Origin of the sequence: Devosia sp. RR2S18, assembly GCF_030177755.1 — a bacterium.
GTDB classification, from domain to species: Bacteria; Pseudomonadota; Alphaproteobacteria; order Rhizobiales; family Devosiaceae; genus Devosia; species Devosia rhizosphaerae.
In genome coordinates this window covers 286,572-312,064 of the sequence record NZ_CP126539.1, presented here as the reverse complement: position 1 = coordinate 312,064, position 25,493 = coordinate 286,572, and the positions used below count along the sequence as shown (strand labels likewise).

Below are 25,493 nucleotides of genomic sequence, written 5' to 3'. Positions count from 1 at the left end.
TTCCTCTTTAATCTAGATCAATCTTGAAGAAGTTCTGTGACGAGCCGAAGTGCGGTCATCTCCTCGGGGGAGAGGTAGTAGAGCCGGTCCGGCGGGGTTTCGAGCGCGTGCAGCCAGAGAGCGGGATCGACCCCCACCTTCGTCAGGTGGGCAATGATCTGCCCAGTGGTCGTCTGCGCGTCGGCCATGGCGGTGCCCGCGACGCGCAGAGCTTCGAGCGGCTCGGCGGAGATGGCGGCCGCATACATCTGGTGCAACCCGATTGCAGCATTGGCGCTCGCGATTCGCTCGGCACCCGAGGCAAAGACAATGGGGCACGACGAGGCGCAGAGGGACCCCGCCTCCACCCGGGTCGTGAGCTCCCGCTCCTTGATCAGGCGCCCGATCGCCAGCGCATCGAACACCGATCCACCGGGGGAGTCGAGCACAACTGTTTCGACATATTCGCCGCGCGCTGCGATCTCGGCCGCAAAACGGTCGGCGGACCCGATGTCGAAGGTGCCGGTGAGGTGCAAGGCTCCGCCGCTCCCCAGGGCAATCTGCAATGATTGCTCGAGCAATTCGGGGCTGGTGGTGATCCGCGGCATGGCTCCATCAGCCGGCCCGTCGGTGCTGGCGGGCGGCAGAATGGGGCGGCTAGGGATACTTAGGCCCGCCCCTTCCCCGGCAGTAAGTTCATGATAGTCCACGTAGAGCACCGCAACGGTACCGATCAGCAAACCGAAAAAGGCAAAGCGCATGATGGCGCCGTCTTCCAACCCAGCCAGCCACTCGACCAGGCCGCGGCGGCGCGTCTTGACCTTCCCTGGCGTGGAGCTCGCGGCCGCACTCATGCCGGGCGCGGGCCGTCGGTCCGCTTGCGCTGGGCACTGTCGATCGGGGTGACCGTCGCCTCTTCAGGTGTGTTATCAGCCGCGGCAGGCTTTTCAGTGGGCGGCCCTGCGAATTCGGCAAGCGGGACTGGCGCTTCCACCGACACGCCCGCCGCCTCCATCTTGCGATAAAGCGTCATGGCGCGCAGCATTTCGGCGGCCGTGATGTTCTCCGCCTCCTCCAGCGATTGCGAGTCGCGGCGCATGGCGTCGTTGACGATCATCAGCACCAGCACCAGCACCACCGGCAACAGGTCTATCGAAATGGCGCCCGCCCAGGACGGGATAAAGTCCTGCCAGTAGCGCAAGACGGCCTCGGCGCTCGACAGTGGCACGAACCGCCGCTGCTCCACGGCGGGGGTCGCAAGGATCTCGTCCGCTGCTGCCGTCAGGGCTGCCGACTGAACGGCGACGGCGGCCCGCACGGTTTCCATCACCTGGTCCTGCCGGTTGACGAGGTCGGCCGAGCGCCCATCCGCCACCGGCGCAATGAAGCCAGCCGACAGGTCTTCCGACGCTCGCGCCACCGAGGCCGCCACATCCGTCTGCTGCAGCGCAGCAATGATAGCGGACAGCTGCACGGCTTCGGCTTGGAAACTGTCCGACCGCGGCGCAATGGTGCCGGGGGTAGAGACCAGTTCGCGCATCGTGGCGAGCCGGTTCGACCCCTGCTCGAAAAGTCCGGCCACTTCCTCGCGACTGCCCGAAATGGTCGCCGCCAGCTGGTTCATCTGCGTGCTCATCTGGCTGAGCAACTGCACCACGCTGCCCGAGCCCATGGAACCGGTGAGCGCCCCCTGCTCTCGTTCATCGGCGGCCAGAGCTGCAAAGCGCTCAGCGGCGCGCTGTACGTCGGGCAGCAGCGACTGAGCCGCCAACGCATTGGCATGGGCGTCATCGAGGTCTTCCGCATAGCCCTGAAGGGTCACCGCCATATGCTGCTCGAGCGCCGCCGACCCCGCCAGCGCCGCCGCATTGAGCCAGCTGGACATTGCGATGATCATGCCGCAACCGATCGCCATGGTAAGAAAAAGCGAAGCCCGCTGCACCCCGCTCGTGACCAGCGGCACGAAGCGCATCATGAACGTCCAGAAGGCATAGATCGCAACCGACACCGCGGCCGAATAGATGATAGCGGCAAAAAAGACGAAGGTCGCCGACCCATCGAGCAGCCCGCGAACCCCCAGATATGTGTAGACGCCTGAGGCAAGCGCCAGCACCGCCAGGGCGAAACGGGTCATCGTCTCGACGCCCTTGGCGGTTTCATGAAGACGATAGGCGTTCGGCTTGAGCTGCATGAAGAAACGACCCCGGACGTCCTCAACGGACCTTTAAGGGGAGGTTAACACAGCGATGGCGGCAACAAGGAGGCACAAAAACGGGAGGGTTAATGGAGGCCCCGTGCGCTCTAGGCCTCGATCGCCACATCCAGCGCCACCGTCACCATATCCTTTAGGGACGTTTGCCGCTCGTCGGCATTGATCTCCTCGTGGGTGATCAGGCAATCGGTCATGGTGCAGATGGTCAGCGCCCGGACGCCAAAGCGCGCCGCCAGCGTATAGAGCGCCGCCGCTTCCATCTCGACCCCGATGACCCCATGGTCGGGGAGCTTGTCATAGCCGGCAAAGCCATCGGCATGATAGAAGATGTCTGAGGAGAGCATGTTGCCGGCATGGTAGCGCATGCCCTTTTCCTCGGCCTTGGCCGCGGCAGCGCGCAAAAGGCCGAAATCGGCGATGGGCGCGAAATTATAGGGACCAAACCGGTCGCGCACGATAGCGCTGTCGGTGGAAGCGCCCTGCGCCAGCACGAGGTCGCGCACCTTGACCTTGGCATTGAGCCCGCCACAGGTGCCCACCCGGATCAGTGTTTTGACCCCGTACACATTAATCAGTTCGTGCACATAGATGCCCAGCGATGGCTGCCCCATGCCGCTCGCCTGCACGGAAACGCGCTTGCCTTTGTAGGTGCCGGTATAGCCCAGACAATTGCGCACCGAGTTGACCAGTTGCGCGTCCTCGAAAAAGGTATCAGCGATCCATTTGGCCCGCAGCGGATCGCCAGGCAGGAGCACGGCTTCGGCATAGTCGCCCGGCTGGGCATGGTTGTGGGGAGTCATGGTGGCCTCGTTTTTCTGGGCTGTTGCGCCAGCATTGCCACTGGCCGGATCAACGGCAAGCTTCAGGCGCCGAGGAGTTCATTCCGGCGTAGCGCCAGCGCTTGCAGCAGCAATATGGTCTTGGCATCGGCAATCTCGCCAGTGCCGATCAGCTCGAACGCCCGGTCGAAGGCGAGCTCGAACACCTCAATGTCTTCGCCCTCCTGCGCCAGCCCGCCGCCTTCGCCGACCTGCTGGCCGGGCGTGTAGCGCGCAAGATAGCAGGCGAACTTCTCAGTCACCGACCCCGGGCTGGCATAGCACTCAAAGAGAAATTCCAGCGCCTCAGGCTCATAGCCTGTCTCCTCGATGGCCTCGCGGCGGATTGCGATTGCCGGCGCCTCCCCGTCCAGCATCCCAGCGGGCACCTCGATCATCCAGGCAGGGTCGCCATTGAGGTGCGGCGGCAGGCGAAATTGCCGCGTCAGGATCACCGTCTTGGTCGCGGGTGCATAAAGCAGCACCGCTGCGGCACAGCCGTGGTCATAAACCTCGCGCTCGATGGTCTGCGTCGAGCCATCGCGGCGAGAATGGGTGACCTTGTAGCTGTCGAAGCGTCCCCAGTTGTTAGCGAGGGGCGTGACGCCGTCGATGGTGATGGTCTGGGTCAATCGGAGGTTCTCACAGAGATATCCCTGTGTTGATAAGTCGCGGCTGCCAAGGGCACAAGCATCCCGAGCCTAACATTGCAACGAGCGGCGGGCAGCGAACACCTTGTGCGATATACGAACAAAGTGCGGAATGCGCCAAAAGTACTTGTCCGGAGCAGCATTGGCTCTTGGATTTCGTAACCTTTGGGCGCTAGAAGTCTCGAACCATTCCAAACTGCAGGGCTCTTCCTGCCCGCCAGCGAGGCGCAATGACGGTTCGTTCCCGCCCCCTTTCTCCCCATCTCCAGATCTATCGCTTCACCATCACCATGGCGATGTCGATTATCCACCGCATCACCGGTGTCGCGAATTATGCCGGCATGCTGTTTCTGGCCATCTGGCTGGTGGCAGCCGGCTGGAGCCAGGAAGCGCTCAACGCCGTCAATTCACTCTATGGCAGTTGGCTAGGGCAGCTAGTGCTGTTTGCCTACACCTGGAGTCTCCTCCACCATATGATGGGGGGTCTGCGCTACTTTGTCTGGGATTCGATCAACGGCTTCGAACCCGGCCAGCGCGAGGCACTCGCCTGGGGCAATCTCATCGCTTCCATAATCCTGACCCTGCTGGTCTGGGCCGTCTTTGTGTGGGTGGCATAATGGCCGACAAACCCGTTACGCGTAGCGTCGTCGCCGATCCTCTTACCCACTACGGCAATGGCAAGGCGGCCACCCGCAGCTTCCGCCTCCAGCGCCTTTCCGGCGGCTTCAACATCCTGTTCATCGCCTTTTTGGTTTTCATCATCACGCGTCTGGCGGGACAGGACCGCGTCGACATGGTCCAGACCATTGGCAATCCGCTGGTGGGCCTACCATTTGCGGTGCTCTTTGCCGTCGTCTGCTTCCACATGCGCATCGGCATGCACGACATCATCGAGGACTATGTGCACGAGCATGGGACCAACCGGCTCGCCAACACGGCTAACGTCGTCTTCTGTGTCCTTGTTGGCCTGGTCGGCGTCCTCTCCATTCTCAAGCTCGTCTTCTGGGGTTAGACCTGATGCCTTCATACGAAATCATCGACCACGAATTCGACGTGGTCGTGGTGGGCGCCGGCGGCGCGGGTCTGCGCGCAACGCTAGGCATGGCCGAGCAGGGCTTCAACACCGCCTGCATCACCAAGGTGTTTCCCACCCGCAGCCACACCGTGGCGGCGCAGGGCGGCATTGCCGCTTCGCTCCAGAACATGGGCCCTGATTCCTGGCAGTGGCACATGTACGACACCGTTAAAGGGTCGGACTGGCTGGGCGACAACGACGCCATGGAATATTTGGCGCGCGAGGCACCGGCTGCCATCTACGAGCTCGAACATTACGGCGTGCCCTTCAGCCGCACCGAGACCGGCAAGATCTACCAGCGCCCCTTTGGCGGGCACATGACCGAATTCGGCGAAGGCCCACCGGTGCAGCGCACCTGCGCCGCCGCCGATCGTACCGGCCACGCTATCCTTCACACGCTGTACGGTCAGTCGCTACGCAACGACGCCCAGTTCTTCATCGAGTATTTCGCGCTCGATTTGATCATGGGCGACGATGGCGCCTGCCAGGGGGTGATCGCCTGGAAGCTCGACGACGGTACGCTTCACCGCTTCCGTGCCAAGCTCGTGGTGCTGGCGACTGGCGGTTATGGCCGCGCCTATTTCTCAGCAACGTCAGCCCATACCTGTACCGGTGACGGCAATGGCATGGTAGCGCGCGCCGGGCTGCCCCTGCAGGACATGGAGTTCGTCCAGTTCCACCCCACTGGCATCTATGGTGCCGGCGTCCTTATCACCGAAGGGGCGCGTGGCGAGGGCGGCTATCTCACCAATTCGGAAGGCGAGCGCTTCATGGAGCGCTATGCCCCCAACGCCAAGGACCTGGCGAGCCGCGATGTGGTGAGCCGCTGCATGACGCTCGAGATTCGTGAAGGCCGCGGCGTCGGTCCCAAGAAGGACCATATCTTCCTCCATCTGGATCACCTCGATCCCAAGGTGCTGCATGAGCGCCTGCCGGGTATCACCGAGAGCGCCAAGATCTTCGCGGGCGTCGACCTCACCCGTGAGCCGATTCCCGTGCTGCCGACAGTGCATTACAACATGGGCGGCATTCCCGCGAACTATCACGGCGAGGTCTTGAATCCAACCGAGGCTGACCCCGACCGCATCGTGGCTGGCCTCATGGCCGTTGGCGAGGCAGCCTGTGCTTCGGTGCATGGCGCCAATCGCCTGGGCTCCAACTCCCTCACCGATCTTGTGGTCTTTGGCCGCGCCGCGGCCATCCGCGCCGGCAAGGTGCTCGACAAGTCAACGCCCGTGCCGCCGGTCAATCGCGCCCAGGACGAAAAGATCCTGGCCCGCTTTGATCGTCTCCGCAACGCCAAGGGCTCCCAGCCCACGGCCAAGCTGCGCGACCAGATGCAGCGGACGATGCAGCAGGATGCCGCCGTGTTCCGCACGTCGGACTCGCTAAAGAGCGGCGTCAATGGCATGAACGAGATCTATGGACGTCTCCATGACGTGCAGGTTACGGATCGCTCTCTGGTCTGGAACTCGGACCTGGTCGAAACCCTAGAACTCGAAAACCTCATGGCCAACGCCATGGTCACCGTGGTTTCGGCCGAAGCACGCCACGAATCCCGCGGCGCCCACGCCCATGAGGACTATCCGAGCCGCGACGACGAGAACTGGCGCAAGCACACACTCAGCTGGATCGACACCGACACCGGTGCCGTGCGCCTGGGCTATCGCCCGGTACACACCGAGCCGCTGACGCCGCAGGACCAAGGCGGGATCGATCTCAAGAAAATCGCGCCCAAGGCTCGCGTTTACTGATGCGCAAGCTTGCTCTCACCGCGGTGCTCGGCGTTTTGACGGTGCCGGCGCTAGCCGTCACCCCGACAATGGCCTCGCCTACTGCCGAGCAGAAGGCAGAGTTCTATGCCGTCTGCATGGGCATCTCGCAGGACCAGACGCTCTGTTCCTGCAAGGCCGATGCCGCCATGACCCTAATCGACGAACGCTTCATGAACGTGGTTATCGTCTCGATGAAGGGCGGATCGCCCGCCGCCGCCGACTACCCACGCTACAACGCGTACGTCGCCCAGTCGAACCGCGTCTGCAAACCGAACTACTGACGATCCTTGGACCTTTTGGGTCCAATTGAGAAGGAAGCGACCAATGGTCGAACTGATGCTCGCCAAGGCCGACCGGCCCACCAAGGGCAAGACTTGGCCCAAGCCTGCCAATGCCAAGCGCCTGCGCGAATACCAGGTCTATCGCTACGATCCCGACCAGGATGCCAATCCGCGTATCGACACCTACTTCGTCGATCTCGACGATTGCGGGCCGATGATCCTCGATGGCCTGCTGTGGATCAAAAACAATGTCGATGCCACGCTGACACTGCGCCGCTCTTGCCGCGAGGGCATTTGTGGCTCGTGCTCGATGAACATCAACGGGCTGAATACCCTGGCCTGCACCAAAGGCATGGATGACAGCTCTGGCGCCATCAAGATCTACCCGCTGCCGCACATGCCGGTGGTTAAGGATCTCGTGCCCGACCTCACCACCTTCTACGCTCAGCACCGCGCCATCGAGCCATGGCTCAAGACCACTTCACCCACGCCTGAAAAGGAATGGACGCAGTCGGTCGAGAGCCGCGCCAAGCTCGATGGGCTTTACGAGTGCATTCTCTGTGCCTGCTGCTCAACCTCGTGCCCGAGCTATTGGTGGAATGGGGAGAAGTATCTTGGGCCCGCAGCGCTGCTCCAGGCCTATCGCTGGCTGATCGACTCGCGCGACGAGACCACGCCAGAGCGGCTCGACAATCTCGAAGACCCCTTTAAGCTCTACCGCTGCCACACCATCATGAACTGCGCCAAGGTCTGCCCCAAGGGATTGAACCCGGCCAAGGCCATCGCCGAAATCAAGAAGATGATGGTGGAGCGCAAGGCGGCGTAGTCGATCTTGGGGTTACCCCCTCCTAGCCTCCCCCTACAAGGGGGCGTCGGGATTGTGACCGCGTCACAGTATGGCGCTGAGCCAACTCCTCCCTTTACCAGGGGGAGGTCGGGTTGGGGTACTATACCCCTGCCACTCACCCTCGCTCAGATTCGATCAGCATCACAGTCCCGGCCTCATAGGCTACGCGACAGTCATTGGCGTCGCGGAGCCGATCTCCTTCCAAAAGCAGTGCCGCAGCACCGGGACCCTCGAAACGTGGGTCGTCGCAGGTATCGTCATTGGCAAAGCTTGAGCTGTTATCCCCAAATTCGACCCCATCGCTGTCATAGGGCGCGCCTGCGGCATATTCAGGCGTATAGACGGTGCGAATAGAAACCTTGCCCTCAGCCTCCAGCGTCCGGCAATCGGTTGCGTCGGCATAGCTGTCTTCGCTGAGGAGTTTCTTGGCCATGCCGTACCCGGTAAACCGGGGGTCGTCGCACTCCCCGTCCTTGGCCCATGCGCTGGTGTCGCCGCCATAATCGAATGCCCCGGGCGCCGAACTATCGATCGGCGTCTGGTCGCCGGTATAGGTCACCGTTCCCGCTTCATAGGCCGCCCTGCAGTCAGTGGCGTCCTTCAAAAGGTCTGCGCCAACCAGCTCTTCTGCCGCACCAGGCCCCGCAAAGCGGGGGTCATCGCATTCTCCATCATTGGCCCACTCGCTGGTGTCATCGCCAAAATCGATCTCTGGAGCGACAAGCGTGGTGGCCTCAGCGTCCCCGGTGAAGGTAATGGTCCCGGCTTCCAAAGCCGCCCGGCAATCCGTCGCGTCTTTCATGCGATCCGCCTCGACCAGTTCATCGGCCGCGCCTTCGCCGCTGAAGCGGGGGTCATCGCACTCCCCGTCATTGGTCCATTCGCCACTATCATCGCCGAAATCGATCTCGGACGCGCTGCCCGGGGCAGAAATCTCTGCCGGGTCTAGCGGGGACGCGCCCTCGCGCGTGATCTTGTCGGCCCAGGCGGGCGTCACCAGACCCGATGCGAGGATCAGGCTCGCGGCAGCACAGCCCCACAGTTTGTTTTTAGTGGTCATTTCCGCTGTTTCTCCCCATGTTCCGCTTAGTTGCGCCGCACCTTACCTCGGCTTTGTAGCCGCACAAGCGCGGATTTATGCCGCTCGCGCACCCCGCTCCGCTTTGGCAAACCACAGTGAGCCGAGCAGTACCAACGCCGTGCCGATAGCGTGGAACGGCGTAAACGGCTCACCGAGGATCATCACCGCCAAAGCGATGGTCACCACCGGGCCAAAAGCTGCCGTCGACGACGCCGCCCGCGCGCCGATCCGCGCCATCCCGACATTCATGAAGAACGAGGGCAGCACTGTGCCGAGCACTCCCAATGCGAGCCCATAAAGCCAAATTTCGGGCGGAAGATTGAAGTAGCTCGGTGGCCCCGCCAACGCTAGATTCTGCCCGATGGCGCAAAGGGCCGCCGTCGACATGCCGATGCAGGTAAAAAGGCTCGCGCCGATCACCACCATCTGTCGCTTAGCCAAGTGCTGGTAGAGGGCGAAAGTCGCTGCGGAGCCGAGCACCAGCAGCGTACCCGCCAGCAATCCTTCCGGCGCTACGGCCAAGTTCCAGCCGAAGATGACGAGGAGCCCGCCATAGGAAAGCGCCATCGCCGGAACAACGCGCCAGACCATTCGGTCACCGAAGAACCAGACGCCGAACAAGAGGACAAAAAACGGATAGGTGAAGAGCACCAGCCGCTCGTACTGTGCCGAGACGAAGCTCAATCCCAGGAAATCGAGGTAGCTCGATACGTAATAGCCCAGGATGCCGACGGCCATGCTGACCAGCACCACCCGGGCCGTGAGCGCTGCGCGCCACTTGTCTTCGCGCCACAGAACCAGCGCTAAAATGACGAGATAGATCGGCAGGGCAACCAGCATACGAAGGCTGAGCAGCAGCTCGGTGGAGACCCCCGCACCGTAGGCGAGCTTGATGAAGATGCCCTTGGTGGAGAAGAGCACCGCCCCCATGACGGCAAAGCCGTAGCCGACCGGGTCCAATGGGGTGGTCTTGGCCACTATGGTGCTGGACATGTTCGTCCCCAGGGCGCCGGTTACGTCGTCGTTGCAAAGAAAGCGTGGGATGTCAGTTCCTTGCACCTGCTTGCCCTCCCAACCTGCGGCAGGCAAGTCCGCCCACACGATATCGGTTCGGCTGGATGTGCTACGGGACCGAGTGGCCTGCTGCTCATCCGCGGGGATGCGCTTTGCGATAGCTTTCCAGCAGCCGGTCGGTATCCACGGCGGTATAGATCTGCGTCGTCGAAAGGGATGCGTGCCCCAGCAATTCCTGGATGGCCCGCAGATCGCCGCCTCGCCCGAGCAAATGGGTGGCAAAGGAATGCCGCAAAGCGTGCGGCGTTGCGGATGGCGGTAGTCCCAGCACCCCGCGCAATTGCGCAACTCGATACTGGATCAAACGCGGCGACAGCACGCCTCCTTTTACCCCCCGGAACAACGGTTCTTCGGGCCAGACGTTAAACGGACAGAGTTCGAGGTACAGCTCGATGGACCGCCGCACCGGTTGGATCAGCGGCACCAGCCGCACCTTTCCGCCCTTGCCGGTCACCCGCAGCACCTCGCCTTCAAGGTCTCCCTTGGTCAGCGCCAAGGCCTCCGAAATACGCAGCCCCGCACCATAGCAGAGTGACAGAACGGCCATGTCCCGCGCCGCGACCCAGGGCCGCTCCTCCATCTCCTCGGTCGTGGAGATCGTGCGCTTGGCTTCCAGGACCGTCAGCGCTTTCGGCAGCGCTTTCGGCAGCTTAGGGGTGCGAATAACGTTCAGCGCCTCGGTTGCGACCACTCCCTCGCGTTCGAGAAACCGGAAGAAACTCTTGAGCGCCGAGAGCACCCGCGCCAGCGAGCGTGCCCCAAGGCTTTCATTGCGCCGCTGCGCCATAAAGGAGCGCACGTCGGCGCCGCGCAGAGCCTTGAGCGTGGCAAGGCTCACCGGACCACCGGTATGTCCGGCAAGGAAGCCGAAAAACTGATCGACGTCGCGGCCATAGGCCTCGAGCGTAGCGAGCGCGAGGCGCCGCACCGAGGCGAGCTCCCGCTGCCAGGCGGCGATCTGGGTGCGAACGAACTCGTCGGTGGCAAAAGCGGAATCGACCATGGCCACACTCTAGCGCATCTCGGTAACGAAACCGTAGCCCTACAGCTTTTGCAGAATCACTTGCGCTCCCTATGTTCCGATGCGAACAGAACGGGCACAAATGCACGCATCATCCGACATTGTCGCCGTCATGGTGGGGGTCGCCGTCGAAGGCCCCTATAGCTACCGCGTACCACCCGGCGTGTCGGTAGCGCGCGGCTCGATCGTTGCGGTGCCATTGGGACCAAGGCTGACCCATGGCGTGGTCTGGGGCCCGCCCCGCGACACCATCGCTCACAATCGCCTGCGCGATATCGCCCATGTCTATGACGTCCCGCCGCTTTCCGAAGAACTGCTCAAGCTCGTGGACTGGGTGGCGCGCTACACCTTGGCGGTACCCGGCCAGGTGGTCCGCTCGGTGCTGCGCTCGACCGAAGCGCTCGATCCCCCCAAGCCGGTGATTGCGTTCAGGAGCACCGGGCACGAGCCGGAGAAGCTGACACCGGCCCGCCTGCGAGTATTGGATGCGCTGATGGACGGCATGGCCTGGCCCAAGCCGGCACTGCTCGGCGCCACAGGGGTGTCCGCTTCGGTGGTGGAAGGCCTCGAACGAGTCGGCGCAATTGAACGGCTGGAGATGCCGGCGCCACCCGTGGTCCTGCCCCCAGACCCCGACGCCGCCATCGCCAAGCTCTCGGAAGCCCAGCAGCTGGCACTCGAGCAGATCACCCGCCTCGACCCGCACCAGTTCGGTGTAGCCCTGCTCGATGGCGTAACGGGCGGCGGTAAAACCGAAGTGTTCTTCGAGGCCGTCGCCGATACGCTGCGGGCGGGACGGCAAGCACTGATTCTCCTGCCCGAGATCGCCCTTACCAACACCTTCATCGATCGCTTTACCCGCAGGTTCGGCGCCCGTCCCGCCGAGTGGCACTCCGACATGACGCCGTCACAGCGCGCCAAGGTCTGGCGCGGCGTGCTCGAGGGCACGGTGCGCGCCGTGGTCGGCGCCCGTTCGGCGCTCTTCCTGCCCTTCCGCGAACTGGGGATGCTGGTGCTCGATGAAGAGCATGACGGCGCCTATAAGCAGGCCGACGGCATCACCTATCACGCCCGGGACATGGCGGTGGTCCGCGCCCATCTCTGTAATGCCCGGGTTATCCTCTCCTCCGCCACGCCGTCGGTCGAGACACGCAACAATGCCAATGTCGGCCGCTATGAGCATGTGCTGCTCACCTCCCGCTTCGCCGAGGCGGCATTGCCCAACATCACTGCGCTCGACATGCGGACCGAGGGCCCGGAGCGCGGCGAGTGGATCGCACCGACTCTGGCCCGGGAGATCTTCGGTGCGCTCGACCGCGGTGAGCAGGCACTCCTGTTCCTCAATCGGCGCGGCTATGCCCCGCTGACGCTCTGCCAATCCTGCGGGCATCAATATAAATGCCCGGACTGTTCTGCCTGGATGGTGGAGCACCGCTTCCGCGGCGTCCTCATGTGCCACCATTGCGGACATGAGGTAAAAACCCCGAAGTCCTGTGGAGAATGCGGCGATACCGACAGCCTCGTGGCGGTAGGGCCCGGCATTGAACGGGTGGCCGAGGAGGCTGCCAAGCGCTTCCCCAATGCCCGGCGGGTGATCCTCTCGTCCGACATGGGCAGCCATTCCCATCTGCGCGAACGCTTCACCGAAGTCGAACGCGGTGAGTATGACCTCATCATCGGCACCCAATTGGTGTCCAAGGGGCACCACTTCGAAAAGCTCTCGGTGGTGGGTGTGCTCGACGCCGATCTTGGCCTTGCCCATGGCGACCCACGTGCCGCCGAAAAGACCTTCCAGATCCTGACCCAGGTCGCCGGGCGCGCTGGGCGTGCCTCCCGCTCGGGCAAGGCCTTCCTCCAGACCTATCACCCCGATCACCCGGTGATGCGGGCGATGGTGACCGGTGACCGGGAGGCCTTCTATGCCCATGAACTCACCGCCCGCGAGGCCGGGGGCCTGCCGCCCTTCGGCCGGCTCGCAGCTCTGATTGTTTCCGCCAATGAGCATGCAGCCGCCATGGACTATGCCAAGCGCCTGCTCGCCTCAGCCCCGCAAGCCGACGGGCTGCGCCTCTTCGGGCCAGCTGATGCACCCGTGTCGCAGATCCGCGGGCGCTACCGGGTGCGTCTCCTCGCCCAATCGGGGAAAGATTTCGACCTTTCCGGCTATGTCCGGTTCTGGCTTGCCATGGGCGAGAAGACAACCGGCAATCTCAAGGTGCAGGTCGACATCGACCCGATGAGCTTCATGTGATCGCGCGAGCTGCTTCCATTTACTGCCTGCGACACTTTCGCATCGGCCGTTTCGCGACCCCAAGCCTTGCATGCGCGCCAAGCCTTGTGCTAGAGCCTGCGCGATTTCAGAGGGGCGCGTGAAGCCCTTCTTCCCTAAAAGAACAAGCGTCGGCGACCAGCCGAGTTTTCCCTAGCGAAAACTGGCGGTGAAGCAGGCGGGCAACCAAGAGGGTGTAGCGGCATTGGCAGCGCAGAATTCGGTGCTATCCCAGATTGCGCGACCATATGCGTCGGCTCTGTTCGACCTCGCGCAAAGCGAGAACCAGCTGGCCCAGGTCGAGACTTCGCTGTCCGACGTCTCCCGCCTGATCGGGGAAAGCGCTGACTTCTCCAGCTTCTTGCGCTCACCTGTCATCAGCACGGACGAGAAGGCTGATGCTCTCAACGCTATTTTGAGCCGGACCTCGACCAACGGGCTCGTCGCGAACTTTCTTCGCCTCATCGCCCGCAACGGTCGCTTGTTTGCCCTGGACGCAATCATTTCGGAATTCCGCGAGATCGCCGCTAAGGCCCGTGGCGAGATGACCGCCGATGTGACCTCGGCAACTCCGCTCACCGCCGAGCAGGTCGCCGCGCTCAGCGAAACACTCAAGGCGCGGGTCGGCAAGACCGTGACGCTCAACCAGTTCGTCGATCCCTCGCTGATCGGAGGCCTTCAGGTGAAGGTCGGATCACAGCTGATCGATTCTTCTCTCAAGACGAAATTGACCGCGATGAAGATCGCCATGAAAGAGGTCGGATAAATGGACATCAAAGCCGCGGAAATTTCTGCGATCCTCAAGGACCAGATCAAGAATTTCGGCCAGGAAGCCCAGGTTTCCGAGGTTGGCCAGGTGTTGAGCGTCGGTGACGGTATTGCGCGCGTATATGGCCTCGACAACTGCCAGGCCGGCGAGCTCGTCGAGTTCCCCGGCGGCGTGAAGGGCATGGCCCTCAACCTCGAAGTCGACAATGTCGGCGTCGTGATCTTTGGCTCGGACCGGGCCATCAAGGAAGGCGACACCGTCAAGCGCACCGGCTCAATCGTGGACACCCCTGTCGGCAAGGGCCTGCTTGGCCGCGTTGTCGATGGTTTGGGCAATCCGATCGACGGCAAGGGCCCGATCGAATACACCGAGCGCCGCCGCGTCGACGTCAAGGCTCCTGGCATTCTGCCCCGCAAGTCCGTGCATGAGCCGATGTCGACCGGCCTTAAGGCTATCGACGCGCTGATCCCGATCGGCCGGGGCCAGCGTGAGCTGATCATTGGCGACCGCCAGACCGGCAAGTCCGCCATCATTATCGACACCTTCCTAAATCAGAAGCCGGCACACGATGCGGGCGCGTCGGAAACCGACAAGCTCTACTGCATCTATGTTGCCGTGGGTCAGAAGCGTTCGACCGTCGCTCAGTTTGTGCGTCTGCTCGAAGAATCCGGCGCCCTGCAGTATTCTGTCGTGATTGCCGCTACCGCGTCCGATCCGGCCCCGCTGCAGTACATTGCGCCTTTCACCGGCTGCGCCATTGGCGAGTGGTTCCGCGACAATGGCATGCATGCCGTGATCGCCTATGACGACCTGACCAAGCAGGCCGTTGCCTATCGCCAGATGTCCCTGCTGCTGCGCCGTCCGCCGGGCCGCGAAGCCTATCCGGGTGACGTGTTCTACCTCCACTCCCGTCTGCTCGAGCGCGCGGCGAAGATGAACGAGGCACATGGCCTCGGTTCGCTCACCGCCCTGCCGGTCATCGAGACCCAGGCCAACGACGTGTCGGCCTATATCCCGACCAACGTGATCTCGATCACCGACGGCCAGATCTTCCTGGAAACCAACCTCTTCTTCCAGGGTATTCGTCCTGCCGTGAACGTGGGCCTGTCGGTGTCCCGCGTGGGCTCCTCGGCCCAGGTCAAGGCGATGAAGCAGGTGGCAGGCTCACTCAAGGGTGAGCTGTCGCAGTACCGCGAAATGGCGGCCTTTGCCCAGTTCGGTTCGGACCTCGATGCTGCAACCCAGCGTCTGCTCAATCGCGGTGCGCGCCTGACGGAGCTGCTCAAGCAGCCTCAGTTCAGCCCGCTCAAGACCGAAGAGCAGGTAGCGGTGATCTTTGCTGGCGCCAACGGCTATCTCGACACCATCCCGGTGTCCAAGGTGGGCGATTTCGAGCGGCACGTGCTCTCGAACATGCGTGGCAAGTACTCGGAAATCCTCTCGACCATTGCGACCGAGAAGGCACTTTCCGACGATACGCGCGCCAAGCTGAAGTCCGCTCTGGACGACATCAAAAAGACCTACGCGGCCTAAGGGCATCAAGGAGACGCCAGGCTCATGCCGTCGTTAAAGGATCTCAAGAACCGCATCGACTCGGTCAAGTCGACCCAGAAGATCACCAAGGCCATGCAGATGGTTGCGGCGGCCAAGCTTCGCCGCGCCCAAGAAGCAGCCGAAGCGGCCCGCCCTTATGCCGAACGCATGGGCGGGGTGCTGGCAAGCCTTGGCGCCGTTTACGAGGGCCAGGCCGATGCCCCTGCGCTACTGGCCGGGACCGGCAACGATCAGGTGCATCTTCTGATCGTCGCAACGGGCGAACGCGGACTGGCTGGCGGCTTCAACTCCTCCATTGCGCGTCTGGCACGCGACCACGCCAACCGCCTGTTGTCCGAAGGCAAGACGGTCAAGATCCTGACCGTTGGCCGCAAGGGCAACGACATCCTCAAGCGGCAGTTCTCGGCCAACATCGTCGACTACATCACCTTCCGCGAAATCAAGAATGTCGGCTTTGCACAGGCATCCCAGATCTCGGAGAAGGTCCAGTCGATGTACGCGGCCGGCGAGTTCGACATCGCCACCCTGTTCTTTGCCAAGTTCAATTCGGTGATTAGCCAGGTGCCAACCGCTCAGCAGATCATCCCGGCCAAGCTGGTGATGCCAGACGGTGAAGGCGAGGGTCAGCTCGACACGGGCACGGTTCAGTACGAATACGAGCCAAGCGAGGAGGCCATTGTTGCCGACCTCCTGCCCCGCAATGTGAGCGTTCAGATCTTCCGGGCGCTGCTCGAAAATGGCGCGTCCTTCTACGGTGCGCAGATGAGCGCGATGGATAACGCGACCCGTAATGCCGGCGAAATGATCAACAAGCTGCAGCTGAGCTACAATCGCCAGCGCCAGGCCCAGATCACCAAAGAACTTATCGAAATCATCTCGGGCGCCGAAGCGCTCTAACGCATTAGCGAGGACACCAAATGGCAGAGAGAAAAGCCGGCCGCATTTCTGAGGTCAAAGGCGCTGTCGTGGACGTCGTGTTCGACGGGCATCTGCCTGCGATCCTGAACGCTCTGGAAACCACCAATAACGGCCAGCGCCTCGTGCTCGAAGTCGCCCAGCACTTGGGTGAGAACGCCGTGCGCACCATCGCCATGGACGCGACCGAAGGTTTGGTCCGTGGCGCAGAAGTGCTCGACACCGGGTCGGCCATTTCCGTGCCGGTTGGCGAGGCAACCCTGGGCCGCATCATGAACGTCATCGGCGAGCCGATCGACGAAGCCGGTCCTATCCCAACCGAAGCCCGCCGTGAAATCCACCAGGAAGCTCCCGATTTCGTCGATCAGAGCCCCGAAGCTGAAGTGCTCGTCACTGGCATCAAAGTGGTGGACCTGATCGCTCCTTACGCTCGTGGCGGTAAGATTGGCCTCTTCGGCGGTGCCGGCGTGGGCAAGACCGTGCTGATTCAGGAATTGATCAACAACGTCGCCAAGGCGCATGGTGGTTACTCGGTGTTCGCCGGCGTGGGTGAGCGGACCCGCGAAGGCAACGACCTCTACCACGAAATGATCGAATCGGGCGTGAACAAGGACCCGCACGAAAACGGTGGCTCGGCTGCCGGATCCAAGTGCGCCCTCGTCTTCGGCCAAATGAATGAGCCCCCCGGTGCCCGCGCCCGCGTGGCACTGACAGGTCTCACCGTCGCCGAAAACTTCCGCGACCAGGGCCAGGACGTGCTGTTCTTCGTGGACAACATTTTCCGCTTCACCCAGGCCGGTTCGGAAATGTCGGCTCTTCTGGGCCGCATTCCCTCCGCTGTGGGCTACCAGCCGACGCTGGCAACCGACATGGGCGCGATGCAGGAACGCATCACCACCACCAACAAGGGTTCGATCACCTCGGTGCAGGCCGTTTACGTCCCCGCCGACGACATCACCGACCCGGCACCGGCCTCGACCTTCGCGCACCTTGACGCGACGACCGTGCTGAACCGCGCCATCTCGGAAAAGGGCATCTATCCCGCCGTTGACCCGCTAGCCTCCAACTCGCGCATTCTCGACCCGCAGGTTGTGGGCGAAGAGCACTACGAGACCGCTCGCCGCGTTCAGGAAGTGCTGCAGAAGTACAAGGCCCTGCAGGACATCATCGCGATCCTGGGCATGGACGAGCTTTCCGAAGAGGACAAGCTCACAGTGGCCCGCGCCCGCAAGATCGAGCGCTTCATGAGCCAGCCCTTCGACGTGGCAGAAGTCTTCACCGGCTCCCCTGGCGTGTTCGTGCAGCTCGCCGATACCATCAAGGGCTTCAAGGGTCTCGTGGCTGGTGAATACGATCACCTGCCGGAAGCCGCCTTCTACATGGTCGGCACCATCGAAGACGCCGTCGCCAAGGCGCAGAAGCTGGCCGCGCAGGCTGCCTAAGGACTGGAGCGGGTCCTCGCGGGCCCGCCCTCATCTCGTAATGGAGCCTGGATGTCACGTCCCGGCTCCACTGCCAAAGGACCAAGAGAATGGCTGAAGGCCTCAAGATTGAGATTGTGTCGCCCGAGCGTCTGGTGCTCTCTGACACGGTTCAGTCCGTCACTGTTCCGGGCACTGAAGGGTACTTCACGGTCATGGAAAACCATGCGCCGTTCATGACAACGCTGCGTCACGGCTTCATCACCGTGACGACCACCAGCGGCGCTTCCGACATCTTCTTCGTGCAGGGTGGTTTTGCAGATGTGTCCCCCGAGGGGCTGACCATCCTTGCCGAACAAGCCTCGCCCTTCTCCGAGTTCAGCCACGAAGAGCTTCAGGGCCGCATCCGGGGCGCAGAAGAAGAGCTCAACCGGGCGCAGACACCGGACGACCGGACGACCGCCCAGCAGGTGCTGAGCGCGCTACAGAACCTCGCCGGCGAAGCCGGGCAGATGACCGGCACTCACGTGCTCTAGGCAAATAGAACATGCAAACATTGAGGGCGCTTGCGGAGATCGCAGGCGCCCTTTTCGTTGGTAGCTCTAAGCCAGAGCGGCGCTTACCAGAGCCTTGGCGTGCAAGTCGGTGGTGTCGTAGACCGGCAAGGGACTGACATCATCGTCGATCAGCATGCCGATCTCGGTGCACCCAAGAATCACCGCCTCCGCACCACTCGCAGCCAACCGCTCGATCGCCCGGACATAGACCTGCCGTGACTCCTCGCGCACGAATCCCCGGCACAGCTCTTCATAGATAATGCCGTTGAGATTGGTTTGGTCGACCTCGGGCACCAGCACCTGAAGACCACGCTCCTCCAGCCGCTCGCGATAAAACCCCATTTCCATGGTGAAGCGGGTCCCCAGCAAGCCAACGGTGCGAAAGCCGTCGTCCAGCAGTGCTTGGCTCGTCGGGTCACCGATGTGGAGGAACGGCGCTGTCAGCTCAGCAGTCACCTGCTCGGCAACGACATGCATGGTGTTGGTTGCCAGGCCGATCACCTCCGCGCCGGCCTGCTCCAGCCCCTTGGCGATACTGCCCAATTGCTCTCCCGCACGGTGCCAGTCACCATCCGCTTGCATCTGGGCGATAGGCGCGAAATCCACCGAATGCAGCAACAGCGGCGCGGAATGGAGCCCGCCGAGCCGGCTGGCGGTCTCCTGATTGATCACGCGGTAATAGTGAGCCGTCGATTCCCAGCTCATCCCACCGATGAGGCCAATGGTCCTCATTGCTCAACTCTCCGAGAAGCGCTGTGGAATATCGGCAAAGGCGGCAACCACCCGCTCATAGGCGTCCTTCTTGAACGGCACGATGAGGGATGGGGTGCGCTTCAAGTCTTCCCACCGCCACACATCGAACTCAGCCTTGAACTTGCCACCGCCCGGCTGCAGCACGTCGATCTCGCTCTCGTCGCCCGTAAAGGCAAAGGCAAACCAGCGCTGCCGCTGCCCGCGGTACTTTCCATGCAGGGCGATGCCGAGCGCCTCATCCGGCAAATCGTAGTAGATCCATTCGGGCGCCTCAGCGAGCAGACTTGCCGAGGTGATGCTGGTCTCTTCGTGCAACTCCCGCAACGCGGCTTTCAGAGGATCCTCGCCCGGATCGATGCCGCCCTGCGGCATTTGCCAAGGGGAGCCCAGTTCGGCTGAATCCTCGGGGTCGTCTGCCGGCTTGCGCCGTCCCAGAAAAACCCCGCCCTCGCGATTGAATACCGCCACCCCAACGCAGTCCCGGTACGGCATGCTCTGTCGGTTGGGAAGCGGCTTGTTCATTTGTGTTCTCTATTGCATGAGGGCGCTGGCAGGCACGAGCGTAATGCCCCGGCTTTCGAGCGCGCTGGACCATTCGCTGATCGCCGCGATGGAAATCGGCAGCGCAGTTACAATACCCATCGCCCGGCCATTCTCCACTGCCTTGGCTTCAAGGCTGGCAAGCGCCTCGAGAATAGCCGTCCGGGACGGATTGGTATCGATCATCAGGTCCGCCCGTGCGTAGGGCACCTCATTGCCATCGGCCAGTTGCGGAGCGACGGAGCGGTTGGACGAGCCATCATCAACATAACCCAAGCCCCGAGCGCCGAGCTCTTCCATCACTGGCGAAAAATCGGCGGCGGCCGCGGTGAAGCGAGCCCCCATATTGTTGATGACGCCGATGTAGCCGCCGAACCGGGACATTAGCCAGAACAGCTTGTCGAGATTGGCCCGGGGCACTTCGCCGGTGAGCAGCGTGTGCGGACCAGGATCGTTCTGAGGGTAATCGAAGGGTTCGAGCGGCACCTCCAGCAACACTTCGTGCCCCTGCTGCCGGGCCGCAGCAACCGTGTTGCCGAGGGATTTCCCGTAGGGTGCGAAGGCCAGCGTCACATCCTCGGGCAATTGGTCGATCGCCTCCAGCGAACCTTGCTCATTGATGCCGAGCCCTACCATGATGATGGACACCAGCGGCTGTCCACTTGCAGCGGCTTGGTCAGCAGGCCGCAAATAGGCTGAGAAGGGCGTATCTCCAGAAGCCGACATCCGGGGAATGGCGCCCAGTTCTGTCTCTTCAACGAGGTCCGGCAAAGTCGCGAACAGCCCTGCAGCCGTGCCGGGCTCCTCACCCGCGGCTTCCGCGGCTGGTGCTGTTCCGGCCGGATATTGCTGCGGATCCGCTGTTATCGTGACAGGGCCGGTGCTGACGGTGCTCGCCAGTTCATTACCGTTGCGCGTGCTGGTGATCGCGACTTCCTGGCTGGGGCGGCCCCCATCGGGCTCGTCCGTCAACAGAATCCGCAAGATGAAGGCACCACCGATCAACAACACCAGCGCAAACAGAATGCGAGCGACGGGAAAACTGCGCGGTTCCGCCGGCTTGCGGCGGCGGCCCGTCAATGGAGTGGAAAGATCGTCCGCCATGTTTCCCTGTACTGGCTTTCGCCTGGCCACCGCACAGACAAGGGGCGAGGCGGCGAATCAGCCGCCCCGCCCCTATTGCTGTGATAGCATAGACCCGGTGCCGTTATTCCGCCTTCGGCGGATAGGCTGGATCGGTTTCTTCGCCATTGATGAGGCGGATGGCGTATTGCAGTTGCGCATCCTCTTCTTTCTCGGTCGGCACATAGACCGATGAGCCCACGGTGTTCTCCTCCTGGCCCTCGATGGTAATATGGCCAGCAAGACCGGCCTCGCCGATGATCTCGTCGCGGCCCTGGAACTCTTCGGGCACGACCTGACGCACTTCGATGTCGGGCGTGATGCCCAGGGCCTGAATGGACCGGTTGTCAGGCGTATAATATCGGGCGGTGGTCAGCCGCATGGCGCCATCTGGCCCCAGCGAGATGATCGACTGCACCGAGCCTTTGCCGAAGGAACGGGTCCCCACGACGGTTGCACGCTTGTGGTCCTGCAGAGCACCCGCGACGATCTCTGAAGCCGAAGCCGAGCCGCCATTGATCAGCACCACGACAGGCACGTCAGCGATACGAGCGTCGAGTGCATCGGGTTGAGCGTCATAGCGCGCCGATTCCTGGGGAATGCGCCCGCGCGTCAACACCACTGCACCCTGTTTGAGGAAGGCGTCGGCCACATAGACCGACTGGTCTACCAGGCCGCCCGGATTGTTGCGCAGGTCGAGGATCAGGCCCTTAGGCGCGACGCCGTCACGCTCTTCGAAGATATCCTCGATCGCGTTCTCGATGCCGACAAACGCTTGTTCGGAGAAGCGCGAGAGGCGCAGCACGCCAATATCGCCTTCCATCGACCAGCGAACAGCGCGCATGGCGATGATTTCGCGGGTAAGCTCAAACTGGAGAGGCTCTTCAACCCCCTCGCGCAGCACCGTGATAGTGATCGAAGTGCCGATCGGCCCCCGCATCCGGCTGACCGCCTCGTCGAGCGTCACGCCCTGGAGGGGCTCGCCATCGATCTCGATGATGAAGTCATTGGCCAGGATACCGGCCCGGGCAGCAGGTGTCTCATCGATGGGCGACACCACTTTGATGACACCCTCTTCCTGGGTCACCTCGATGCCCAAGCCACCGAACTCGCCCGATGTATCTTCGCGCATCTCGTCGTAATCAGCCGGCGGCAGATAGCCCGAATGGGGGTCGAGCGAGGTGAGCATACCTTGGATGGCAGCGCGAACCAGTTCCTGCTCGTCCGGCGGATCTACATATTCGGCGCGGATGCGGTCGAAAATTTCTCCGAAGAGATTGAGATCGGCGTAGACTTCAAGCGGGTCGCGTGGCGCTGCTGCCGCCTCTTCGGGCGTGGGCTCGGGCTGTTCCCCGCTCGGCGCCGGCTCGACGTCGGGTGCTTGACCAGGCGATTGGTCAGGCGCCGGAACTGGGGTTTCCTCCGTCTGGACAGGAACCGGCTCCTCCTGAGCAATCAGCAAGGAAGCCGGCAGCAGCAGCGCAAGAGCGACTGCAGCGGTACGGAGAGGCGTAAAGCGCATGAGGGTTCTATCCACTCTGTGTCTGATTGGCCCACCATCCGGTTGGATCGATAGGCTCGTTGGCTTGTCGCAGTTCAATATAGAGGGTCGGCTGGTCTGTTCCAGCGTTGGTGGTCACCGTGCGCCCAATTGTGCGTGATCCCATGGTTCCCAAGGGCTCTCCCATCTGCACGAATTGGCCGATATCAACGGATATAGTCTCCAGTCCAGCCAGAAGCGCGGTATAGTTCTGACCGGTATTGAGGATGACGATTTGGCCGTAATTGAGGTAAGGCCCCTTGTAGAGCACCCAGCCATCAGCCGGGGCCACCACCTGGGCTTCGGCGCGCGTCACAATGGACATGCCCTGGCTGATGCCGCCAAACCCGTCGCTGGCGCCATAATCCACGACGGTTACGCCATTGGCGGGCATGGTCAGGTAGCCGCGCGCCAGCACGAACGGCATGGCGGGCTCGGTACGGGCACTATTTGCCAACGCGGTCTGTATGACTTCGGGCGACATCGTCGGCGCGTCCGGATCGATCGGCTCTAGTGTCGCCCCTTGGGTGCTCACGGCATTGGCACGCGCGGTTAGGCTGGAGATCAATTCGCGCAAATCTCCAGCCCGTGCCGCGAGCTGCAAAGCCTCCTGCTCTTCAGCCGCTAGTTCAGCCGTTCGCGTTTCGACTCCCTGCTTGCGGGCAGCGATCAGAGTAGCAATGCGCAACTGCTCTTCCTCGAGCACCGCATAGTTGGCGCGCAGCACCTCCTCTTCGGCGAGAGCGGCTGCCTTGATGTCGGTCAATGCCTGAAGATCGGCCGTGACAGTATCGGCCTTGGCGCGCAATTGCGGCACAATCGCCGAAATCAACATCGCGCTCCGGGCCGATCCAAGCGCATCATCGGGATCAACGATCAGCGCCGGCGGTGGATTAAGGGAAATGCGCTCGAGCGCAGCCAACACATTGGCGATCTCGGCATCGGCGCCATCCAGCCGACCCCGAACTTCCATCTCGGAGACGATCAGTGCATCCAACCGCTCTTCGACATCGGCGATCTCGATCTCGGCCAGTTTGACGCGCTGGGCCGCTGCGATCAGCGCAGCGTTCTGGCGAGCACGGTCACCCTCCATTTCGGCGATCTCGGCGCGCAGCGCCTCCATGCGTTCCCGGCTGAGGCCTATGCTCGCTTCGATTTCATCCAAGGATGCTTCGGCCGCAGCCGGATCTTCAGCGGTCGAGGCCGCTGGTGTAGCCTGAGGTTCTGACAGGGAAGGCACCTGCTGAGCGGGCGTCTCTCCAGCCGGCACTTCCCCAGCGGTGACGGCGGGCTGTGGCGCTGCATTGTCCTGCTCAGCGGCCGTGTTCGTCGCCGGACCATCTACGGTTTGCGCTAACAATGGCACGGTGCACGCACCCGCCAGCGCCAAGCCGGCCAATGCCCCACTCCACGTCTTGCCCGGCCAAACAGCCATCAGCACTCCACACTGGCGCGCCCGCGCCCGAATCAGTCCGGGCACCTTAACAAGCGCCTCGGAAACCGCAGGTTAACGATGCTTAACCATGTTGCGAGAATATGGCTCAGTCGCCACGGTGATAGGGATGCCCCGAAAGGATGGTGGTGGCGCGGTAGAGCTGCTCGGCCAGCATGATGCGCACCAATTGATGGGGCCAAGTGAGGGGCGAAAAGCTTAACACCAGATCGGCGCTGCGGACGAAATCGGGGTCCAGGCCATCGGCCCCGCCGATCACAAAACTTGCAGCGGGACGTCCATCATCCCGCCAACGGCCGAGCTGATGGGCGAAAGTCTCCGATCCGATGGACTTGCCGCGTTCATCGAGCGCCACGACGATGCCATCCGGCAAGGCAGATCGGAGGGACTTGGCCTCTTCGCTCTTGCGACTGGCGGCCGAACCGGCGCGCGATTCGGTCAGCTCAGTGACCTCGAAACCCGTTAAAGCCAGTGGCTTGCCGCTACCGCTCGCCCGTTCAAGATAACGGGCCACGAGCTCTCGCTCGGGCCCGGTTTTCATCCGGCCAACGGCCGCAACGACAATGCGCATTTCCGCGCTTAGTGCGCGTCAGCGGCGAAATCCGCCTGCCACATCTTCTCGATGTTATAGAACTCGCGCACTTCAGGGCGGAAAATATGAACGATCACGTCGCCCGCATCCACCAACACCCAATCGCAATGAGGCAGGCCCTCGACGCGTGGCTTGCCGTAGCCGGCATCGCGCAGCGCGGTGATCAGCTGATCGGCAACAGCGCCGACGTGACGCTGCGAGCGACCCGAGGTCACCACCATGTGGTCAGCCAGCGAAGACTTGCCGGTAATGTCGACGGAAACGGTCTCCTCGGCCTTGGCGTCATCGAGGCAATCGAGGATCACATCGACTATGGGGCGCTCCGGCGCGATCGGCGCCTGAGAGGAGGACATGGAATTCTCGGGCAGCAAAGCCATTAGCAACGGCCTTCCGCCCATGCTCGTGCATGGGTCATGCGTGGGGTCAGCATCCTTGGTTGTTGATCGGAATGTGCAGGCGTTCGGTAAAACGGCAAGCAGATGTTCCTATTCTGGGTGATTAACATCACACGAGACACAATATGCGCGCTCAATGACAGTTTCGCAAGGTTTGGCGAAGATTCCAGTTTTCACCGCTGCTTGAGCGCCCGCAAAGCGCTCGATGAAAGCGGCGATTGGCGCCCGTGGAGGTAAACCCAGGCGGGCGGCTTCCGCAGGGCAAGCACCCCCGCCTGATCCTCGTCCAGCCGCCATTTGGACAGTGCCGTTGCGGCTAGGGAAACTGGCGCGCGGAGTGAACTGGGGCGCACATATACCGCCATTGGCACCATGGCTGCGATCTCGCGCCAGCGCTCCCAATGGTGGAAGCCGGCGAGACTGTCGGCCCCCATGATCCACACAAAGCGCCGGTCACGCAGGCTGCGGGTGAGAAAGTCGATGGTCTGCCACGTGTAGGTAAAACCATGCGCGGCTTCAAAGCCAGTGACGCGAATGCGCGGATGGTCCAGCAGTTCGCGGGCGGCTGTCACCCGCATGCTTAGTGGCTGGAGCTCGGATTGATCCTTGAGCGGATTACCGGGCGATACCAGAACCCACAGGGCGTCCAGCTCCAGCCGCCGCAGCATCTCTTCGGCAACCAGGCGATGGCCGTCATGCACCGGATTGAAGCTGCCACCGAACAGGCCAATGCGCATGCCGGACCCGGAAGTCGGCAGCGCGGTAATCCCCGGCAGGCGAAGACGTGGGCGACGGGTCAA

The 25,493-nt window shown here is 62.5% G+C and carries 26 protein-coding genes; 11 read left to right on the top strand and 15 right to left on the bottom strand.

The annotated features are described in order from the left end of the window. Window positions 1-17: 17 nt before the first annotated feature. The 4 genes from QOV41_RS01575 to QOV41_RS01560 all read right to left on the bottom strand — a co-directional run bounded on the left by QOV41_RS01575 (window position 18) and on the right by QOV41_RS01560 (window position 3,641). The gene (locus QOV41_RS01575; protein ID WP_284579083.1) at window positions 18-833 is read right to left on the bottom strand and encodes a COG3904 family protein; all 816 of its coding nucleotides are present in this window, start codon (window positions 831-833) and stop codon (window positions 18-20) included. Further along, window positions 830-2,170, bottom strand: coding sequence for a hypothetical protein (locus tag QOV41_RS01570; protein WP_284579082.1), 1,341 nt, complete (start codon window positions 2,168-2,170; stop codon window positions 830-832). The genes QOV41_RS01575 and QOV41_RS01570 overlap by 4 nt, the downstream gene beginning before the upstream one ends. A gap of 110 nt (window positions 2,171-2,280) precedes the next feature. Beyond that, window positions 2,281-2,991: a purine-nucleoside phosphorylase gene (gene deoD, locus QOV41_RS01565; protein ID WP_284579081.1), complete on the bottom strand. Its 711-nt coding sequence runs from the start codon at window positions 2,989-2,991 to the stop codon at window positions 2,281-2,283. A 62-nt stretch (window positions 2,992-3,053) separates the two neighbouring features. Next, window positions 3,054-3,641 (bottom strand): NUDIX domain-containing protein, encoded by a 588-nt coding sequence (locus QOV41_RS01560; RefSeq protein WP_284579080.1) that lies wholly within the window; start codon window positions 3,639-3,641, stop codon window positions 3,054-3,056. 248 nt (window positions 3,642-3,889) lie between these two features. On the opposite strand from QOV41_RS01560, the gene sdhC reads away from it, so the two are divergent. Genes sdhC through QOV41_RS01535 form a run of 5 tightly spaced genes read left to right on the top strand, consistent with a single transcriptional unit; the run spans window position 3,890 to window position 7,616 of the window. Then, on the top strand, window positions 3,890-4,276 hold the full coding sequence (gene sdhC, locus QOV41_RS01555) for a succinate dehydrogenase, cytochrome b556 subunit (protein ID WP_284579079.1): 387 nt from the start codon (window positions 3,890-3,892) through the stop codon (window positions 4,274-4,276). Beyond that, window positions 4,276-4,671, top strand: a complete 396-nt coding sequence (gene sdhD, locus QOV41_RS01550; RefSeq protein WP_284579078.1) for a succinate dehydrogenase, hydrophobic membrane anchor protein — start codon at window positions 4,276-4,278, stop codon at window positions 4,669-4,671. Before sdhC ends, sdhD begins: the two co-directional genes overlap by 1 nt. Before the next feature lie 5 nt (window positions 4,672-4,676). Further along, the gene (sdhA, locus tag QOV41_RS01545; protein WP_284579077.1) at window positions 4,677-6,488 is read left to right on the top strand and encodes a succinate dehydrogenase flavoprotein subunit; all 1,812 of its coding nucleotides are present in this window, start codon (window positions 4,677-4,679) and stop codon (window positions 6,486-6,488) included. Beyond that, entirely contained in the window at window positions 6,488-6,790 is a 303-nt protein-coding gene (locus tag QOV41_RS01540; protein ID WP_284579075.1) for a hypothetical protein, read from the top strand. Before sdhA ends, QOV41_RS01540 begins: the two co-directional genes overlap by 1 nt. A 43-nt stretch (window positions 6,791-6,833) precedes the next feature. Next, window positions 6,834-7,616 (top strand): succinate dehydrogenase iron-sulfur subunit, encoded by a 783-nt coding sequence (locus QOV41_RS01535; protein WP_284579074.1) that lies wholly within the window; start codon window positions 6,834-6,836, stop codon window positions 7,614-7,616. A gap of 136 nt (window positions 7,617-7,752) precedes the next feature. On the opposite strand, the gene QOV41_RS01530 is transcribed toward QOV41_RS01535, so the two are convergent. The 3 genes from QOV41_RS01530 to QOV41_RS01520 form a co-directional block, all read right to left on the bottom strand. Next, window positions 7,753-8,697, bottom strand: a complete 945-nt coding sequence (locus tag QOV41_RS01530; RefSeq protein WP_284579072.1) for a hypothetical protein — start codon at window positions 8,695-8,697, stop codon at window positions 7,753-7,755. A 75-nt stretch (window positions 8,698-8,772) separates the two neighbouring features. Then, a complete protein-coding gene (locus QOV41_RS01525; RefSeq protein WP_284579071.1) occupies window positions 8,773-9,711 on the bottom strand; it encodes a DMT family transporter in 939 nt (312 codons plus the stop codon). Between the two features lie 154 nt (window positions 9,712-9,865). Continuing rightward, window positions 9,866-10,795 carry a tyrosine recombinase XerC gene (locus tag QOV41_RS01520; RefSeq protein ID WP_284579070.1) on the bottom strand — a complete coding sequence of 310 codons (930 nt, stop codon included), beginning with the start codon at window positions 10,793-10,795 and terminating at the stop codon, window positions 9,866-9,868. A gap of 100 nt (window positions 10,796-10,895) precedes the next feature. Here QOV41_RS01520 and QOV41_RS01515 point away from each other — a divergent pair, with 100 nt between their 5' ends. The 6 genes from QOV41_RS01515 to QOV41_RS01490 all read left to right on the top strand — a co-directional run bounded on the left by QOV41_RS01515 (window position 10,896) and on the right by QOV41_RS01490 (window position 18,277). Continuing rightward, the gene (locus tag QOV41_RS01515) at window positions 10,896-13,064 is read left to right on the top strand and encodes a primosomal protein N' (protein WP_284579069.1); all 2,169 of its coding nucleotides are present in this window, start codon (window positions 10,896-10,898) and stop codon (window positions 13,062-13,064) included. 187 nt (window positions 13,065-13,251) lie between these two features. Continuing rightward, window positions 13,252-13,848, top strand: coding sequence for a F0F1 ATP synthase subunit delta (locus QOV41_RS01510; protein WP_284579068.1), 597 nt, complete (start codon window positions 13,252-13,254; stop codon window positions 13,846-13,848). Continuing rightward, the gene (atpA, locus tag QOV41_RS01505) at window positions 13,849-15,384 is read left to right on the top strand and encodes a F0F1 ATP synthase subunit alpha (protein ID WP_284579067.1); all 1,536 of its coding nucleotides are present in this window, start codon (window positions 13,849-13,851) and stop codon (window positions 15,382-15,384) included. A gap of 24 nt (window positions 15,385-15,408) precedes the next feature. Further along, window positions 15,409-16,302: a F0F1 ATP synthase subunit gamma gene (locus QOV41_RS01500; RefSeq protein ID WP_284579066.1), complete on the top strand. Its 894-nt coding sequence runs from the start codon at window positions 15,409-15,411 to the stop codon at window positions 16,300-16,302. Between the two features lie 20 nt (window positions 16,303-16,322). Next, the gene (gene atpD / locus QOV41_RS01495) at window positions 16,323-17,762 is read left to right on the top strand and encodes a F0F1 ATP synthase subunit beta (RefSeq protein ID WP_284579065.1); all 1,440 of its coding nucleotides are present in this window, start codon (window positions 16,323-16,325) and stop codon (window positions 17,760-17,762) included. Between the two features lie 89 nt (window positions 17,763-17,851). Beyond that, window positions 17,852-18,277, top strand: a complete 426-nt coding sequence (locus QOV41_RS01490) for a F0F1 ATP synthase subunit epsilon (RefSeq protein WP_284579064.1) — start codon at window positions 17,852-17,854, stop codon at window positions 18,275-18,277. 66 nt (window positions 18,278-18,343) lie between these two features. Here the strand turns inward: QOV41_RS01490 and QOV41_RS01485 are convergent, their stop codons facing one another. From QOV41_RS01485 to QOV41_RS01450, 8 genes are all read right to left on the bottom strand, one after another. Further along, complete coding sequence (locus QOV41_RS01485; protein ID WP_284579063.1) at window positions 18,344-19,030, bottom strand: aspartate/glutamate racemase family protein; 687 nt, start codon at window positions 19,028-19,030, stop codon at window positions 18,344-18,346. Window positions 19,031-19,033: 3 nt separating this feature from the next. After that, on the bottom strand, window positions 19,034-19,573 hold the full coding sequence (locus tag QOV41_RS01480; RefSeq protein ID WP_284579062.1) for an RNA pyrophosphohydrolase: 540 nt from the start codon (window positions 19,571-19,573) through the stop codon (window positions 19,034-19,036). A gap of 9 nt (window positions 19,574-19,582) precedes the next feature. Then, on the bottom strand, window positions 19,583-20,695 hold the full coding sequence (locus QOV41_RS01475) for a divergent polysaccharide deacetylase family protein (RefSeq protein ID WP_284579061.1): 1,113 nt from the start codon (window positions 20,693-20,695) through the stop codon (window positions 19,583-19,585). Window positions 20,696-20,798: 103 nt separating this feature from the next. Further along, on the bottom strand, window positions 20,799-22,235 hold the full coding sequence (locus QOV41_RS01470; protein WP_284579060.1) for a S41 family peptidase: 1,437 nt from the start codon (window positions 22,233-22,235) through the stop codon (window positions 20,799-20,801). A gap of 7 nt (window positions 22,236-22,242) precedes the next feature. Further along, a complete protein-coding gene (locus QOV41_RS01465; protein ID WP_284579059.1) occupies window positions 22,243-23,688 on the bottom strand; it encodes a murein hydrolase activator EnvC family protein in 1,446 nt (481 codons plus the stop codon). Between the two features lie 106 nt (window positions 23,689-23,794). Further along, window positions 23,795-24,277, bottom strand: coding sequence for a 23S rRNA (pseudouridine(1915)-N(3))-methyltransferase RlmH (rlmH, locus tag QOV41_RS01460; RefSeq protein WP_284579057.1), 483 nt, complete (start codon window positions 24,275-24,277; stop codon window positions 23,795-23,797). A gap of 8 nt (window positions 24,278-24,285) precedes the next feature. Further along, window positions 24,286-24,651: a ribosome silencing factor gene (gene rsfS, locus QOV41_RS01455; protein WP_284581418.1), complete on the bottom strand. Its 366-nt coding sequence runs from the start codon at window positions 24,649-24,651 to the stop codon at window positions 24,286-24,288. Window positions 24,652-24,866: 215 nt separating this feature from the next. Further along, a complete protein-coding gene (locus QOV41_RS01450) occupies window positions 24,867-25,493 on the bottom strand; it encodes a nicotinate-nucleotide adenylyltransferase (protein ID WP_284579056.1) in 627 nt (208 codons plus the stop codon).